This window comes from Bizionia myxarmorum, assembly GCF_008086205.1.
GTDB lineage: Bacteria > Bacteroidota > Bacteroidia > Flavobacteriales > Flavobacteriaceae > Algorimicrobium > Algorimicrobium myxarmorum.
Map to the genome: position 1 here is coordinate 836,315 of NZ_VSKK01000001.1, position 17,883 is coordinate 854,197.

The following is a 17,883-nucleotide window of genomic DNA, read 5'->3' on the forward strand; positions in this document are numbered from 1 at the left end:
CTTCAAAATTTCAGTACTAAAGTCATATTTTTTTTCGATATTTGTGGAGCTATGACACATTTTTGGAAAAATTTATTAGCCCATCTTCAATTTCTTATCAAAAGAAATCCAGAGTAATATGCCCTTTAGTGATATGCTCAAATCCGAGGTTTATCGGTGAAATCACATTTAATTTAGTACCTTTATGTAGTTTATAATATGGTGTTGCTTAAGCAATTGTTTTACAATTCCGCTTAGCTATAGCGCCCAATTTAAAAAAATACAAATATGCCATTTTATCATAAATTAGGAAAAATTCCGCCCAAACGTCACACACAGTTTAGAAAATCAGATGGTAGCTTATACTCTGAACAACTTTTTGGAACCGTCGGTTTTGATGGTATGTCCACAAACTCCTACCACGAGCAACGTCCAACGCAAGTAAAAGAAATTAGAAGGCAATATAATGTGGCGCCTAAAGTGGCTAAAGAAAACAGTATCCAATCCTATCGGTTTAGAGGTTTTCAAGTAAAACCAGAAAATGATTATTTAGACAGTCGGAAAACAGTTTTAATAAATAGTGATTGTCGTATTATTCTAGCCGCTCCAAAAGAATCCACACGTGATTATTTCTATAAAAATTCTGATTCAGACGAGTTAATCTTTATTCATAAAGGAACCGGGAAATTGCGGACTATGTTGGGTAATCTCGATTTTAAGTATGGTGATTATCTGGTTGTACCTCGAGGCATTATTTATAAAATGGATTTCGATACGGAAGATAACCGACTCTTTATTGTAGAATCTAAACATCCCATATACACACCAAAACGTTATAGAAACTATTTCGGACAATTGTTAGAACATTCACCCTTTTGCGAACGTGATATTAGACAACCACAAGAATTAGAAACCCATAATGAAAATGGGGACTTTTTAGTAAAAGTTAAAAAGCAAGATGATATTTTCGAAATGGTTTACGCTTCACATCCTTTTGATGTAGTGGGTTACGACGGATATAATTATCCATACGCTTTTTCAATTCACGATTTTGAACCTATAACCGGCCGAATTCATCAACCGCCACCAGTGCATCAAACTTTTGAAACCGCAGCATTTGTGGTTTGTAGCTTTGTGCCACGACTTTATGATTATCACCCAGATTCTATTCCGGCGCCTTACAACCATAGTAATATAGACAGTGATGAGGTTCTGTATTATGTAGATGGCGATTTTATGAGTCGAAATGATATAGAACAAGGTCATATTTCCTTGCATCCAGCTGGTATTCCACACGGTCCGCACCCAGGAGCAGCCGAGCGTAGTATCGGAAAAACAAAAACGGAAGAATTAGCCGTCATGGTAGATACTTTTAAGCCGTTGCAAATAACTGAAGAAGCCATGAAAATTGCCGATGAGGATTATTATAAATCCTGGTTGGAACACTAATTATTAGAAGCTAATCCTGCTTTTTGCTATTTCTTTTTCTCGTACCTCGAAAAAGGATGCTGCTTCAGTCAGGGCTAAAAAAAAATAATATACGTTCGTTATCAAATTAACAACGCAATGAATCAACAATTAAATTTATTATGAGTAAAAAAGAGATTAAATCAGTAGAATACGGATTAGAAAAAATATTTGAAGGCGCTCAAGACTTCTTGCCACTTTTAGGTACCGATTACGTGGAGTTTTACGTAGGGAATGCCAAACAAGCCGCGCATTTTTATAAAACAGCATTTGGATTTCAATCTTATGCCTACCGTGGACTAGAAACAGGTTCTAGGGACCAAGTAAGCTATGTTTTAAAACAGGATAAAATTCGTTTAGTTTTAACAACACCTTTAAATAGTAAATCGCCAATCAACGATCATATTGTAAAACATGGTGATGGTGTAAAAGTGGTTGCTTTATGGGTAGAAGATGCTAGAAGCGCGTATGAGGAAACGACTAAACGTGGAGCCAAATCTTATATGGAACCAACTGTAGAAAAAGATGAGCATGGTGAAGTAGTTCGTGCTGGAATTTACACCTATGGTGAAACGGTACACATGTTTGTAGAACGCAAAAACTATAAAGGTAAATTTATGCCTGGTTTTGTAGAGTGGAAATCAGACTATAATCCAGAACCAACTGGTTTAAAATTTATCGACCATATGGTAGGTAATGTAGGTTGGAATGAAATGAATACTTGGGTAAAATGGTATGAAGATGTAATGGGGTTTGTTAACTTCTTATCTTTTGATGATAAGCAAATCCACACGGAATATTCGGCTTTAATGAGTAAAGTAATGAGTAACGGAAATGGCCGTATCAAATTCCCAATTAATGAGCCAGCTGAAGGTAAAAAGAAATCGCAAATTGAAGAATATTTAGATTTTTACGAAGGTCCTGGCGTCCAGCACATAGCGGTAGCAACAGATGATATTATTAAAACTGTTTCTGATTTACGCTCTCGTGGAGTTGAGTTTTTATCAACGCCTCCTGAAGAATATTACGCTTCAGTACCAGGACGTTTAGAAGAATTCAGTCATGAATTACGTGAAGATATTGAAAAACTAAAATCATTAGGCATCATGATTGATGCGGATGAGGAAGGTTATTTATTACAAATTTTCACTAAGCCCGTAGAAGATAGACCAACCTTGTTTTTTGAAATCATTCAACGCATGGGAGCTAAAGGTTTTGGAGCTGGAAACTTTAAAGCACTTTTTCAATCTATAGAGCGTGAGCAGGCTTTAAGAGGAACATTATAATATCTGTTTAATAAACAAAAGCATAAAAACTCTATCTTATTCACCGATAGAGTTTTTTTGTTTTATATTTTTGGAATAGTAATTGTAATCTATTAATCACAATAACGTTTAAGTTGTATTTTACAATTAGAAATAAGATTATGAAAAAAATAATAATAGCCATCATTGCATTAGTTTCTATGAACCAATCATTTTCTCAAATTGAAAGTGCGTATGGTACGGGCGAATGGTTTCGTTTTGAAATGAGTTATAGTGGTTGGATGAAAGCCGGTGAAGCAACGCTTGCCGTAAACGAATCCAATTATAAAGGTAAACCTGTTTATCATGTAGTTGGCAAAGGGTGGACTACAGGAGCGGTTAGTTGGTTTTTTAAAGTTCAAGATCGTTATGAAAGCTACTTTGATAAACAATTAAACATTCCTTATAAATTCATTCGTGATATTAATGAAGGTGGACATACTAAAAATATTGAAATAGAATTCGATCAAAAAAACAACAAAGCACTTGTACATAACCTGAAGCATAACACCAAGACTTCTTTTGATACGAAACCAAAAATTCAAGATATGGTATCTACTTTTTATTATTTGCGTAATAACTTAGATATTGACAATCTTAAGGTTAATGATGAGGTAGAGGTTAACATGTTTTTTGATGAAGAAAATTATGGCTTTAAGTTGCGCTATTTGGGTACTGAAGTTATTACCACGAGTTTTGGTAAAGTAAATACCTTAAAATTTAGACCATATGTAATGGCTGGAAGGGTGTTTAAAGAAGAAGAAAGCCTTACCTTGTGGGTTTCAAATGATAAAAATAGAATACCTTTACGTATCAAAGCGGATCTTGCAGTAGGTTCATTGCGTGCCGATTTGAATGCCTTTAAAGGCTTGAAGCATCCATTTAATATATTAGTTCAAAATTAATAGCATGAATGAAGAGATAACAAAACAGCTTAAAGAGAAGTTTGATAATATTGGTCAAGATTTAGACGTTCACTTACAAGGTTTATTATATAGCAAACCCATTAATTACTGGGATTATATCCAAACGGATGCCCTTTTAGATTTGCAAACACAACGCACCGTTTTACCAGATGAAATGGTGTTTATTATGTATCATCAAATAAACGAATTGTTGTTTAAAATGATACTTTGGGAAATTGATCAGGTGGCAACTGCCGAAAGTCTGACTGCCGATTTCTTTTCCACAAAATTAATGCGTGTTAGCCGTTATTTTGATATGCTAACCTCTTCTTTTGAAATTATGCGTCTTGGAATGGACGTGGAACAGTATAATAAATTCCGTAACACCTTAACGCCAGCGAGTGGTTTTCAAAGTGCTCAATATCGTAAAATTGAAATTTCATCAACTGAATTAATTAATTTGATAGACAATCGCTTCCGTGCAACTATTGATAGAGATACACCTTTTGAACATGCTTTTGAGCATTTATATTGGCAAGCTGCAGGAAAGGACTACAAAACAGGCAAAAAAAGTTATTTATTAACAGTTTTTGAAGAAAGATACAAAGAGGAATTTATTAGATTTGCGAAATTCTATAACACAAATAATCTCTGGACCAAGTTTAAAGAACTACCAGAAGCTGTTAGAACGAATCAAGATTTAGTAAATGCCATGCGTCATTATGACTACACCGTTAATATTAAATGGGTTATGGCACATTACAATACCGCCAATCATTATTTAAATATTGATGGTAAAACCACAGAAGCAACAGGAGGAAGCGAATGGGTAAAATACATGCATCCAAAATATCAACGACGAATATTTTTTCCAGAATTATGGAGCAAACAAGAACTAGACGAATGGGGAGAGAATGTTTAATTCTATTTGCATTATTACTAATTATTGTAAGTTGTAAAACCGACAAACCGGAACCTATTCTTGAAGACGAATTTGCGGCTGTTATACCACCAGAAGACCTTAAGGAGTTTGGTTTTAACTTAAATGATTACATAGTAAAACGAGACACTATACGTAATGGTGATAGTTTCGGGCTTATTATGGAACGTTATAACGTGGGTTATTCTAAAGTTTTTCAAATTGCCGAAGAGACTAGAAAAGATTTTGATATTAGAAAACTTCAAGTAGGGAAACCTTATACGGTGTTATGTTCTAAAGATTCTATTCAACAAGCGCTTTCATTTATTTATCAGCCCAATAGGGAAGAATATGTAGTTCTTAATTTTAAGGATTCCATTCACGCATTTACCAGTAGAAAACCTATCAAATATGTAGAAAAGGAATTTACAGGTGTTATTACCAGTAATATTTCCCAAACATTATCAGATCAAGGAGTAAGTCTTATTTTGGCTTACAAAATGTCTGATATTTATGCTTGGAGTATTGATTTTACCAGACTTCAACCTAATGATCATTTCAAAGTTATTTATACCGATAAATATATAGACGATACTATTTACGCTGGGGTAGATAAAATTAAAGCGGCTTATTTTGAGCATAAAAGTGAACCTTTTTATGCTTTCGAATTTGAAATAGATTCAGATAAAGGAATCCACGATTATTTTAATGAGAAAGCACATAATTTGCGTCGTGCATTCTTAAAAGCGCCGGTTGAATATAAGCGTATTTCATCTCGTTTCAACTTAAATAGACGAATTGCTTTATATGGTAATAAAGTGAGACCTCATAAAGGAACTGATTTTGCAGCCGCTATTGGAACTCCAATTCGATCAACAGCCAACGGAACTGTTACCAAATCCGCTTACACGCGTGGTAATGGAAATTATGTAAAAATAAGGCATAACTCTGCTTACGAAACGCAATACTTGCACATGAAAAGTCAGAACGTAAAAGCTGGCCAATATGTAAAGCAAGGTGATATTATTGGATGGGTTGGTATGACGGGGAATACCTCTGGGCCGCATGTATGCTACCGTTTTTGGAAAAATGGTAAGCAAGTGGATCCGTTTCTTCAAAAATTACCGCAATCGGAACCTATTTCTGATAGCTTAAAAGTGAAGTATTTGGATTTCATCAAACCTTTAAAATTGCAAATAGATGCTATTAAGATCAGAAATTCAACTATTTTAGATAGTTCACCAGAAGATTTGATTACGCATTTAGATTAACCACGTATGTCACTACCAAAAATTAATCCGACTACCGCAAAAGCGTGGCAAGAACTTCGTGAGCATTTTTTAGCAATCAAAGATCTAGAAATGAAAAACTTATTTGCTGCTGATGCGGATCGCGCAGATAATTTTTCTATTGAATGGAATGATTTTTTTGTAGATTTTTCAAAAAATAGAATTACTAAAGAAACATTAGATTTACTCCTAAAGTTAGCCGAAGAAACGAAATTAAAAGAGGCTATTGCCAGCCAGTTTTCAGGTGATATTATTAATGAAACTGAAGGCCGTGCTGTTTTACATACAGCTTTAAGAGCACCAGAATCAGCTTCGATTGTGGTTGATGGCGTGGACATTATTCCAGAAATCCATCAGGTTAAAAAATCCATTGAAAATTTCACCAACGAAATTGTTAGGGGTGAATTAAAAGGATATACCGGAAAAGCATTTACCGATGTTGTTAATATTGGTATTGGGGGTTCAGATTTGGGTCCGGCTATGGTTGTAGATGCCTTGCAGTTTTATAAAAATCACTTAAACACCCATTTTGTAAGTAATATAGATGGCGACCATATTCATGAAGTCATTAAAAAACTGAATCCAGAAACGACCTTATTTGTCATTGTTTCAAAAACATTTACTACTCATGAAACCTTGACCAATGCCAATACCATTAGATCTTGGTTTTTAGAGAAAGCTTCAGAAGCTGCAATAGCAAAACATTTTGTTGCCGTTTCTACTAATATTGCGAGTGTTCAAGAATTTGGCATTCACCCAGATCATATTTTCCCGATGTGGGATTGGGTTGGCGGCCGGTTTTCCTTATGGAGCGCCGTAGGATTGTCCATAAGTTTGTCAATAGGCTATGATAATTTTGATAAATTATTATCTGGTGCTTATAAAATGGATACGCATTTTAAAACAGCATCTTTAAAGGAAAATATCCCCGTTGTTTTAGCACTGATTAGCATTTGGTATAATAATTTTTTTGAAACAGAAAGTGAAGTTGTTATTCCTTATACGCAATATTTAAATCAGTTTACTACCTATTTGCAGCAAGGAATTATGGAAAGCAATGGGAAATCGGTGGACAGAAATGGAAAACCCGTAAACTACCAAACTGGAACATTAGTTTGGGGCGAACCAGGATGCAATGCTCAACATGCTTTTTTTCAATTAATACATCAAGGCACCAAATTGGTTCCAGCTGATTTTATTGGATTTGCAGAATCGCTTCATGGTAATAAAGAACATCAGGATATTCTTGTTTCTAATTTTATTGCCCAAACGGAAGCATTAATGAATGGAAAGACAGAAGTTGCCGTTATTTCAGAATTTGAACCTAATAACATTTCTTCAGAAAAAATTAAACATTTAGTTCCTTTTAAAGTATTTGAAGGCAATAAACCTACAAATACCATCTTCATAAAAAAACTAACACCAGAAAGTCTTGGAAAATTAATTGCACTCTATGAACATAAGATTTTTGTTCAAGGTATAATTTGGAATATTTTCAGTTATGACCAATTTGGTGTAGAGCTTGGAAAGCAACTAGCGACAAATATTTTAACCGATATAAAAAATAACACTTTTGCCAATCATGATGCTTCTACTGCTAATATTTTGAAGTATTATTTGAAAAAGTGATTTTAAATTGTTGAAAACGCTGTTAATAGCTTTATTATCTACTATATATTTAGTCTAAAATTTATAATATCTTAGGTTAGGCAAAAAATCTTAACGTTAACTTCATGTTAATATGCATTAAAGGATTAATTTTGCGCAAAATTTAAAACCAATCTTTTTAATACAATGAAAAAAATTACAAGATTATTATTTTTAGCAGTAGCATTTTTGTTTACTGGTATTACAATGGCTCAAAGTACAGTAACAGGTACTATAATGGATGCCGAAATGAACGCGCCGCTACCAGGTGCAAACATCATTGAAAAAGGTACAACTAATGGTGTATCTTCAGATTTTGATGGGAATTTTACCATTACAACAGGAAGTACTAATGCTACATTAGTAATATCCTATGTAGGTTACGGAACTAAAACTATGGCTATTACAGGTAGCAAGAGTTTAGGTAATATTGTTTTAGCTAGCGACAATACATTAGAAGAAGTTGTTATTGTTGGATCTGGAGTTATTGATTTAGCGGAAGACAGAGCAACTCCAATTGCGGTTTCTACAATTAAAAGATCAGAAATTCAAGAACGTGCCGTTGGTAACGTAGAAGTTTCTGAAATTATCAAAAACACCCCATCAGTTTACATTTCTGGACAAACAGGATTTGGTGATTCTCAAATGTTTTTACGTGGTTTTGATCAAACAAACATTGCTGTTTTATTAAACGGTCAGCCAGTAAATGGTATGGAAGACGGACGCGTATATTGGTCAAACTGGGCTGGTATTGCAGATGTTGCAAACGGGGTTCAAGTACAACGTGGTCTTGGATCATCTAAATTGGCAATTTCTTCTGTTGGTGGTACTATGAACTTAATCATGAAATCTACTGACAGAACAAAAGGAGGTTTTGCTCGTGTTATGGGTGGTAATGACAGTTATATGAAAACAACGGTTTCTTATGATACTGGTTTAAACGAAAAAGGTTGGTCTTTTTCTGTGTTATTAGATCATTGGCAAGCACATAGAAAATGGGCTCAAGGTACATTTGGTTCAGGTCAAACTTATTTCTTTTCAGCTGGTTATAAACCGAATGAAAATCATACATTCAATGTATTATTAACAGGTGCACCACAACAACACGGTCAAAGATTTTCTCAAAGTTTAGAAACTTTAGAAAACACACCTAAATTCAATGAACATTGGGGTTATACTGAAGGTTTAAATGGAAGTCAATATTCAGAAGGTATTAAATCTGAAAGAACAAATTATTATCATAAACCAGTATTTAATTTAAACTGGGATTGGAATATTTCTGAAAAATCTGAATTGGCAACTGTTGCTTATGCATCATGGGGACGCGGTGGCGGAACAGGTGATCGTGGTCGTGGTAGAATAAGAAATGCAGATGGTCAAATTGATTATTTTGCAATAGAGCAACAAGCTTTAGCTGATAATAATGGTATTGGTAATGAAAGTGGTGAAAGTAGATCAAGTTATGTTCAACGTTCATCTGTAAATAATCATGCTTGGTATGGTTTAGTTACAAGTTTTAATCATGAAATTAATGAAAACTTAAGTTTCAATATTGGTGCTGATCTTCGTTTATATAGAGGTGATCACTTCCGTCAAATTTCTGATTTTTATGGTTTATCTGGTTGGGCTAATGACAGAAATGATGGTGGTATCGTAACTGAATCTTACAATGCAACACCATGGTCTTCATTGTTTAATTTTGCTGATGAAGGTCAGAGAATTGATTATGATTATTCAGAAAACATTAACTATCAAGGTGGATTTGGACAAATTGAATATGCAAATGATAATTTTTCTGCATTTTTTCAAGGAGCCATTTCAAACCAGTCTTACCAAAGAGACGGACGTTTTGAAGATGAAGGTTTAGGAAAGTCTGAAAAATTAAGTAAAATGGGTTATAACTTAAAAGGAGGTGTTTCTTACGCCATTGATCCTAATAGTAGTCGTCTTTACTTAAACGCAGGATACTATTCTAGACAACCATTTTTAGATAATATATTTAAAGATATTAGAAACTCAAATGAAATTTTCAAAAACCCGGAAGTGGAAAATGAGGAAATTACAAGTTTTGAATTAGGATATAAATTTAAAGTAAATAAATTTAGAGCAGATTTTAACTTCTACTATACAGATTGGGATAATCGTGTGATTCTTGCTACTGATAGAGATGATAATGGTACTCCTAGTGATGATTCTGATGATATTGAGTTAAATATTTTTGATAGAGGTGTTCGTCAAATCCATAAAGGTGTAGAATTAGATATGGAATACCGTGTAACAAATGCTGTAAGTTTAACAGGTTATATTTCTGGTGGTAGCTGGGAATATGATGGTACTTCAGATGTATCAGTTTATAATGACCGTACAGGTGATTTAATTTCTGAAACTCCAGGAACTAACAGAGACGGTGTGAAAATTACTAACGCACCGCAATTTACAGCTGGTTTTGGAGCAAGAGCACGTGTTATTAGTGGTTTAACTGTTTATGGTAACATTAACTACTACGAACGTTTGTTCCGAAATGATGGAAATTCAGTACAATTAGAAAATGTAGGTACTATTCGTCCATATTCTTTAACAGATTTAGGTATATCTTATAATTTTGAATTTGGTGGTCAACGTTTAACCTTTGTTGGAAACGTTTACAACTTATTTGATGAAGTAAGAATTCAACAAACAGATAACTTTGGTTATATCAATACTAATGGTATGACATTTAACGCATCTGTTAAATATAACTTCTAATAATTCATATTAGTCTATAATTCTAAAACCGCTTCATTTAACGAAGCGGTTTTTTTATGGGCTTTATTTATTACATTTGTTAAACTAACTATTAAACTTTAAAAAAAATGTATAATACCGTAAAGATTTTACACTCCTATTGGGCCTATTTAGTGCTTTTAATATTGGTTCTTGCTACGCTTAATGCTGTTATTAAAGCTATGGCGGGAAAAGAGTATTCGGCTAAAGATTTTAGAATTTCATTATTCACACTAATCGTAGCACATATTCAATTGCTAATCGGATTGGTGCTGTATTTTGTTTCTCCAAGATTTAGCTTATTCAGCACTTCAGGAATGGGAGAAATTATGAAAAACTCCGTAGATAGATTGTATTTAATTGAACACCCTTTAATTACTATTATAGCTATTGCGCTTATAACGATTGGGTATTCAAAGCATAAAAAGAAGTTGACGTCTAAAGCTAAATTAAGAATGATTGCTGTTTTTTATACGCTAGCATTGATTCTCGTTTTATCACGAATTCCATGGAATGCTTGGCCAAACTAAACCATAGCATCCTTAAATATAAAAGCGCCTTCAAGATAAATTGAAGGCGCTTTTTTGTGCGATTGTATGACGTATTATTCTACTTCCTTAATCAAGTATATATAAGTTGGGAAGTGGTCACTAAAGCCATCTGTAAAGCCACCATCAGCAAAACTACGTAATGGATAGCCTTTGTATTTACCTTTTTTGTTTACTAAATAGTTTTTATTAAAAATACCCGCTCTATAAAAACGTAAAGACGAATAATCTTTTTCTAAAAATGGTTGTGTAACTAAAATCTGATCAAATAAACTCCAGCTGTCACGGTAGGCATTAGAGCCCAATCCTAATTTAAAGAAGCTTTCCATAGGGTTATAAATTCCTTTGAACTGAACATCTTCTTTATCTTTTTTAGCTTCTAAAACTTCTTTTAAACTAGCGTTATTAGGATCGTCATTTAAATCGCCCATCAAAATAATTTTAGCATACGGATCAATTGTTTGTAAAGAATCAATTAATTTCTTACTCAACTTGGCAGCTGCAACACGTTTCGGTCTACTTCTTGCTTCGCCGCCGGTTCTAGAAGGCCAATGATTAACAATAATATGAATCATTTCACCTTCTAATTTACCAGAAACTAAAAGTTGATCTCTTGTATATACACGTTTTTGCGAGCTGTCATCATAAATTATCAATTCATGACTACTAGTATGTAATGGTGTAAAATATTGTTTTTGGTATAATAAACCCACATCAATACCCCGACGGTCTGGCGATTCGTAATGTACTATCCCATAATCTTTAGATATTAATTGTGGATCATTTACTAAATCCTGCATAACATCACGATTCTCAACTTCAGAAACGCCTATAATTACTGGTGAGTTTTGAGCTGTATCTGTACCAATATCCGCAAGTACGCGAGCCATATTTTGTACTTTCTTTTTGTAAATAGCACCAACGTTGGTTCTCATCTCCATGATTGGGCTAGCCTCATCATTTTTGTTTGGATCGTTGATAGTATCAAATAAATTTTCTAGATTATAAAAGGCTACGGTATGTATTTTAAATTTCTTACCTTCCTGTGCATTGGCAGTCATAGCAAAGCATGCTAGGACTACTGTAAACCAAATTTTAAAATTTTTCATTAATGTAGTATGTTATATTTAGGTTATCTTGTTACAAATCTTACGCCAAAAGTAGATATTTATTATAAATAATGTAAATTTGCACGCTTATTTAATTAACATTTAACGCAAAGTATCAATTTTTTTAATTATAAATTCAAGTATGAAAAAAATTTTAATTGTTTTTCTATTCGGGATTTTTTCGAGTCTTACCGCATTTGCGCAGCAAACAGTGGTGAAAGGAAGTGTAACTGAAGCCATTTCTTTCGATCCAATTCCCAATGTAACTGTTTCTATTGAAGGTACAGATTTTACAACACTAACTGATGATAATGGAATGTTTGAATTTACTTCAGGCTTACCTTTAGGAGATCAGATTTTGAGAATATCTAAAGATGATTACCTCTTTAAAAGATATCCTATCGTAATTAATGAAGGTCAAACTGTAGATATTGCAGATATGACTTTACAAAAAGACAATGCAGCCGATTTGTTCACCATTAATCTTACCGATGATGAATTGGATGATGAATCTGGTGGATTAGATAATATTTCGGGTTTATTACAATCGTCTCAAGATGTTTTTCAACGTACAGCAGCTTTTGAATTTAGTTCTTCTTTCTATAGAGTTAGAGGTTTAGATTCTGAAAACGGTACGGTTTTGATGAACGGAATTGAAATGAATAAAATTTATGATGGTAGACCACAATGGAGTGATTGGGGAGGCTTAAATGATATGCTTCGTAACCAAGAATTAACTACGGGTTTAGCGCCTTCAGCTTATGGCTTTGGTGGAATTTTAGGAACTACTAATATGAATGTGCGTGCATCACAATACCGTGAAGGTGGTCGTGTTACCTATTCTACTTCTAACAGAAGTTATACCAATCGTGTAATGGCTAGTTATGCAACTGGTTTATTAGATGGTGGTTGGTCTTTAGCTACTATGGTAGGAAGACGTTGGGGTAATGAAGGTTTCCAAGATGGAACTTTATATGATGCAAACTCCTTTTTTATAGCAGTTGAAAAGAAACTTAACGCGAACCACAGTTTGAACTTTACATCTATGTATACACCAAACCGTCGTGGAAAATCTTCTCCGAATACACAAGAGGTTTATGACTTAAAAGATATTAAGTATAATGAATATTGGGGTTATTTAGATGGTGACAAGAAAAATTCACGTATCAAAGAAATTGAAGAGCCTATTTTAATGTTAAACCATTATTGGGATATTGGAAGTAAATCAACTTTAAATACCAACATTGGTTACCAATTTGGTAAAGTAGGAAATAGCCGTTTAGATTATAGCGGTGGTGCAAACCCAAGTCCTGCTTATTACCAAAACTTACCTAGTTATTTTTTAGGTGATTCTGATGGTCCAGATTACGCCGGTGCCTATGTAGCTGAACAGAATTTCATGAACGATGGTCAAATAAACTGGGATCGTATTCTAGATGCAAACATTACCAACGCATCAGTAGGCGATACAGGTGCTTATGTTTTATATGAAGATCGTACGGATGACACGCAAATAAATGTGAACTCTATTTTCAACACGGAAATTAATGAGAATATTATGTTTAACGCTGCCATTAACTATAAGAATTTGAAATCCGAAAATTTTGGAAATATCATCGATTTATTAGGTGGTTCAGGTTACTTAAACGTCGATTCTTTTGACGGTTTCCAATATGATGCTCAAAATCCAGACCGTGTGGTTGGTGAAGGGGATAAATTCCGTTATAACTATAATATTTTTGCAGAGGTTATTTCAGGATACGCTCAAGCGCAATTTAAATATAACAAAATTGATTTTTACGTTTCAGGAAGTGTAACAAGCACATCATACCAACGTGACGGTTTATGGGAACATGATAATTTTGCTGGAAATTTATCTTATGGTAAAGGTGAAGAATTAAAGTTCACAGGTCTTGGAGCAAAAGGAGGGTTTACTTATAAAATTACAGGTAAGCATTTATTAGATGTTAATGCTGGGTATATTACGAAAGCGCCATCTATTAGAAACTCTTTCGCTAACTCTAGAGATAATAATACGGTTGTTGATAATTTATCAGAAGAAACAATTACAACTTTTGATGCTAGTTATATTTTCCGTTCACCAATAGTGAAAGCAAAATTAACGGGTTATTATACCAAGATTGAAGATGCTAACGAGATTTCTTTCTACTATGCCGATGGTATAACAAGCGTTGGAGCAGATCTTGATTCAGAAACCATATTCAATGATACATCTGCTTTTGTTCAAGAAATTTTACAAGGTGTAGATAAAAAACACATTGGTGCTGAATTAGGTATTGATGCGCAAGTAACACCAACTATTAAATTAAAAGCGGTTGCAGGAATAGGCCAATACACCTATGACAATAACCCAGATTTATATTTAACGTCTACAAGTTTTGATAGAACGCCAACGTATAAGTCCAACCTAAAGGATTATAAAATTGCAGGTGGACCACAACAAGCGTACTCACTTGGATTCGAATATCGCGATCCAGACTACTGGTGGTTTGGTGCAACGGTTAACTATTTATCTAATACTTATATAGATGTTAGTCCACTTTTAAGAACTGAAAACTTTTACTTGGCTAATGATGGTTTACCAATCAACAATTACGATCAAGACGTAGCTAACGACTTATTAAAACAAGAAGAATTTGATGCTTATTTCACGGTTAACTTAACAGGTGGAAAGTCTTGGAAAATTGGTGATTACTATATTGGTGTATTTGCTAGTGTAAATAATTTACTAGACGAAGTATATAAAACGGGAGGTTTTGAACAAGGAAGAAGCGCTAATTACGCATCATTATTGGCTGATAACCAAATCCCTAAACGCAAGTTCGGTCCAAAATATTGGTACGGACGTGGTGCTACTTATTTTGTAAATGTTAACTTTAGATTCTAAAAAAGAAAAAGAAAAATTAATTATAAAAAGTATTAATTATGAAAACAAATAAATTTTTAACCCTAATATTAGCAGTAGTTGCCAGTTTAGCTATTGTATCTTGTGTACAAGATGACGATTATACAATTCCTACAAGTTTAGGAGACGAAGAAAACGCTAGATTAAATAACTTAATAGCTAACGGAACCTATATTACTATTGCAGAAGCAAAAGCTATGTATACGTCAGATCCTAATGGCGACGGAAATACTACAGATGCTATGCCTTTTGTTGCAGATGAAAACATCTATATCAAAGGTTATGTATCATCTTCAGATAAAACAGGAAACTTCTTTAAAGAATTCTTTTTACAAGATAGCCCTACAAACCCAACAGTAGCTATTAAAGTTATTATAAATCAAGTAGATTTATACAACCAATTTAACTTTGGTCGTGAGGTATATGTAAGTTTAAAAGGTGTTTTTCTTGGTGAAGAACGTGTTGGTAATGGTATAACTGCAATTGGTGGTGGTACTAAAACAAACCAATTTGGAACAACAGTAACGAGTATGGGCGAAAATCGTGTAAGTACGCACGTTTTTAGATCTCCAGTTACAGAAGACATAGTTCCTGTAAATGTAAATTTATCTGAAATTAACGCTAGTCTCTTAGGAATTTATGTTCAAGCTAATAATGTAGAGTTTGCCGATAATTTATTAGGAAAGCGTTATTTTGATTCTATGGAAGATTATGATACCAAAAGAAGACTTCAAGCTTGTGAAGGTTTCGGTTATACAACTATCAATTTAGAAACAAGCTCGTTTGCTTCTTTTAAAAATGAATTATTACCAACTGGAAATGGCTCTTTAAAAGCAGTAGTAAATAAAACTTTTGATGGCGCTTCAGTAGTATTAGCTATAAACGGTTTAGAAGATGTTAATTTAGACGGTACTAGATGTTCACTTTTAGATATTAATGACTTTACTGTCGTTTATGAAGAAGATTTTGTAGGCGGTTTAAATGGCTGGACGGTTATTAATACAGCTGGAACAAGAGCTTGGTATCCAGCATCTTTTGGTGGTGTTTCTTATGTTAGAGCTTCAGGGTATGATGGTTCTAACGCCGTAGTAATGGTTAGTTGGTTAATTTCTCCAGTTTTTGATTTTGACGCCCAAGATGGTGAACAAATGATATTACAAATCGCTGATGCTTTCAGTGATGCAGGCGAAGAGCCTTTAAAAGCTTATTACTCTAACGACTATGTTTTAGGAGCTGATCCTTCAACTGCTAATTGGACGGAAGTAGGCGCAAGTCAAATTGAAGGGCTTCCTATTAATGGTGGTTTTTTCGATAATGTATACGATGAAACTGGCTTTATTGATCTTTCTGATGCAACTGGTAATGGTTTCATTGCGCTTGTTTATGATAGTGCCAATGCAACAGTATCTTCAACTAGAGATTTAGGTAATGTTAAAATATTAGCTGCTCAATAAACTAATTATTATAAATATTTAGTATTAAAATAATTATAAAAAGAACCTGCTAATTGTAATAAATTAGCAGGTTTTTAATTTTATAACAAGGTCAAATATGTCTATTTTCGACTCGCTCTTTTTTAACGTGTTTAAACATTATAAAAACGTTAAAAACAAAAAAGCAAATCAAATTGCCACCATCTATATTTCTATTTTTCAATGTTCAATTTTGTTGCTATTGGGTATGTTTTTTGCAGGATTTTTCAGTCAAATGGATGTCAATACGCTGTCTCAAGACAAAGCGTGGATACTATTTATTATGGCTTCGGTATTTATATTTTTTAAAAATTGGATACAATATGCGGGCAGAAAAAGTAAAATACTACATGCAAAAATGATTAATAAGAAATCGCAAAATCAATCCATTTTTATGCTTTGGTTGTTTCCTGTTGTTTGTTGTATTCTTGCAGCTATAATCTGGCAAGCGGTGTAAATTTATTATATTACTTCTTCAAGGTTATATAAACGGGAAAATGATCACTGTAACCGCCTTTGTGTTTCTCGCCAGCATAGGTTCTAAATGGCGTGCCTTTATATTTTCCTTTATATTCTTTTAAAAAATCTGCATCAAAAATATTCGCCTCATCAAATTCTAAATGGTCAGCATCTGGCTTAAAGAAATTAGTACTTACCATAATCTGATCAAATAAATGCCATTTTAAATGGTGTACTAAACTACCACGGTTAAATGAACGCAGGGTATTCATAGGGTTGAATAGCTCATTACTTTCAGTAAGTTGTGTGATACTTTTGCAATTGGGGTCGTCGTTAAAATCGCCCATTACGATAATTTTAGCCCCTGGCTGAGCTTGTTTTAAGTTTTGTATAATAGAGCTTAACTTCTCGGAAGTTTGCAGTCTTTTAGCCTCTGAAAGCTGTGTGCCTTCACGTCGGGAAGCCCAATGGTTTACAAGTATGGAAATAGTTTCACCTCTAAGCATTCCTGTAACTAAAAGAACATCTCGCGTAAAATCATCGCCACCTTCGGGTCTATCAAATATCAATGAAAAAATTTCGGAATGTGTTACGGTAAAATCTGCTTTATTATATAGTAAAGCTACATCCATCCCGCGTTCATCCTTGGAGTTAAAATGTACAAAATCATAAGGAATGTCCTTTAAACTAGAGGAGTTTAGCAAATCACGGAGCACTTTGCCGTTTTCTACCTCGGCTAAACCAATTAAGCTAGGTGCTTTATGGGTTTCACTTTTACCTATTTTAGAAATAGCGACTCCTAATTTCTGTATTTTATTTTGATAGCGTTTTTTGGTCCACTTTCTGGTGGAGTTTGGTAAATAATCTCGATCGTGTTTTTCTCGGTCGTTATAAATATCAAATAAGTTTTCGGTGTTATAAAAAGCTATGGTGTAGGTGTTATTTGAAGGCTGCGAATTTGGCATGTTGTTCATACATTTGAGTATTTGTGATAAAAGTATCAAATGGGAATTGTAATACAAGTTTTATTTCAACTCTTATTGACTGTAAAAAACTAAAAGTATTGAACCTGGAGCATTTTAAGGGAAAACGGCAT

General features: G+C 33.7%; 13 protein-coding genes. 11 read left to right on the forward strand and 2 right to left on the reverse strand.

Going from position 1 to position 17,883, the window contains the following annotated elements:
- Positions 1–267 precede the first annotated feature (267 nt).
- From ES674_RS03770 to ES674_RS03805, 8 genes are all read left to right on the forward strand, one after another.
- Positions 268–1,428 carry a homogentisate 1,2-dioxygenase gene (locus tag ES674_RS03770; protein WP_148402641.1) on the forward strand — a complete coding sequence of 387 codons (1,161 nt, stop codon included), beginning with the start codon at positions 268–270 and terminating at the stop codon, positions 1,426–1,428.
- Positions 1,429–1,568: 140 nt separating this feature from the next.
- A complete protein-coding gene (gene hppD, locus ES674_RS03775; protein WP_148402642.1) occupies positions 1,569–2,732 on the forward strand; it encodes a 4-hydroxyphenylpyruvate dioxygenase in 1,164 nt (387 codons plus the stop codon).
- 140 nt (positions 2,733–2,872) lie between these two features.
- Entirely contained in the window at positions 2,873–3,655 is a 783-nt protein-coding gene (locus tag ES674_RS03780) for a DUF3108 domain-containing protein (RefSeq protein ID WP_148402643.1), read from the forward strand.
- A gap of 4 nt (positions 3,656–3,659) precedes the next feature.
- Positions 3,660–4,577, forward strand: coding sequence for a tryptophan 2,3-dioxygenase family protein (locus tag ES674_RS03785; RefSeq protein WP_148402644.1), 918 nt, complete (start codon positions 3,660–3,662; stop codon positions 4,575–4,577).
- The gene (locus ES674_RS03790) at positions 4,535–5,845 is read left to right on the forward strand and encodes a M23 family metallopeptidase (protein ID WP_246125968.1); all 1,311 of its coding nucleotides are present in this window, start codon (positions 4,535–4,537) and stop codon (positions 5,843–5,845) included. The genes ES674_RS03785 and ES674_RS03790 overlap by 43 nt, the downstream gene beginning before the upstream one ends.
- Positions 5,846–5,851: 6 nt before the next feature.
- Positions 5,852–7,492, forward strand: a complete 1,641-nt coding sequence (gene pgi, locus ES674_RS03795) for a glucose-6-phosphate isomerase (protein WP_148402645.1) — start codon at positions 5,852–5,854, stop codon at positions 7,490–7,492.
- Between the two features lie 165 nt (positions 7,493–7,657).
- The gene (locus ES674_RS03800) at positions 7,658–10,255 is read left to right on the forward strand and encodes a TonB-dependent receptor (RefSeq protein ID WP_148402646.1); all 2,598 of its coding nucleotides are present in this window, start codon (positions 7,658–7,660) and stop codon (positions 10,253–10,255) included.
- 107 nt (positions 10,256–10,362) lie between these two features.
- Positions 10,363–10,803 (forward strand): hypothetical protein, encoded by a 441-nt coding sequence (locus ES674_RS03805; protein WP_148402647.1) that lies wholly within the window; start codon positions 10,363–10,365, stop codon positions 10,801–10,803.
- Positions 10,804–10,877: 74 nt separating this feature from the next.
- Here ES674_RS03805 and ES674_RS03810 read toward each other — a convergent pair whose 3' ends face one another.
- On the reverse strand, positions 10,878–11,930 hold the full coding sequence (locus ES674_RS03810) for an endonuclease/exonuclease/phosphatase family protein (protein WP_148402648.1): 1,053 nt from the start codon (positions 11,928–11,930) through the stop codon (positions 10,878–10,880).
- 142 nt (positions 11,931–12,072) lie between these two features.
- Here ES674_RS03810 and ES674_RS03815 point away from each other — a divergent pair, with 142 nt between their 5' ends.
- The 3 genes from ES674_RS03815 (at position 12,073) to ES674_RS03825 (ending at position 16,785) form a co-directional block, all read left to right on the forward strand.
- Positions 12,073–14,838: a carboxypeptidase regulatory-like domain-containing protein gene (locus tag ES674_RS03815; protein WP_148402649.1), complete on the forward strand. Its 2,766-nt coding sequence runs from the start codon at positions 12,073–12,075 to the stop codon at positions 14,836–14,838.
- A 38-nt stretch (positions 14,839–14,876) separates the two neighbouring features.
- Positions 14,877–16,310 (forward strand): DUF5689 domain-containing protein, encoded by a 1,434-nt coding sequence (locus ES674_RS03820; protein WP_148402650.1) that lies wholly within the window; start codon positions 14,877–14,879, stop codon positions 16,308–16,310.
- 97 nt (positions 16,311–16,407) lie between these two features.
- Complete coding sequence (locus tag ES674_RS03825; RefSeq protein WP_246125969.1) at positions 16,408–16,785, forward strand: hypothetical protein; 378 nt, start codon at positions 16,408–16,410, stop codon at positions 16,783–16,785.
- A 10-nt stretch (positions 16,786–16,795) separates the two neighbouring features.
- Here ES674_RS03825 and ES674_RS03830 read toward each other — a convergent pair whose 3' ends face one another.
- Positions 16,796–17,761, reverse strand: a complete 966-nt coding sequence (locus ES674_RS03830; RefSeq protein WP_148402651.1) for an endonuclease/exonuclease/phosphatase family protein — start codon at positions 17,759–17,761, stop codon at positions 16,796–16,798.
- Positions 17,762–17,883: the final 122 nt, after the last annotated feature.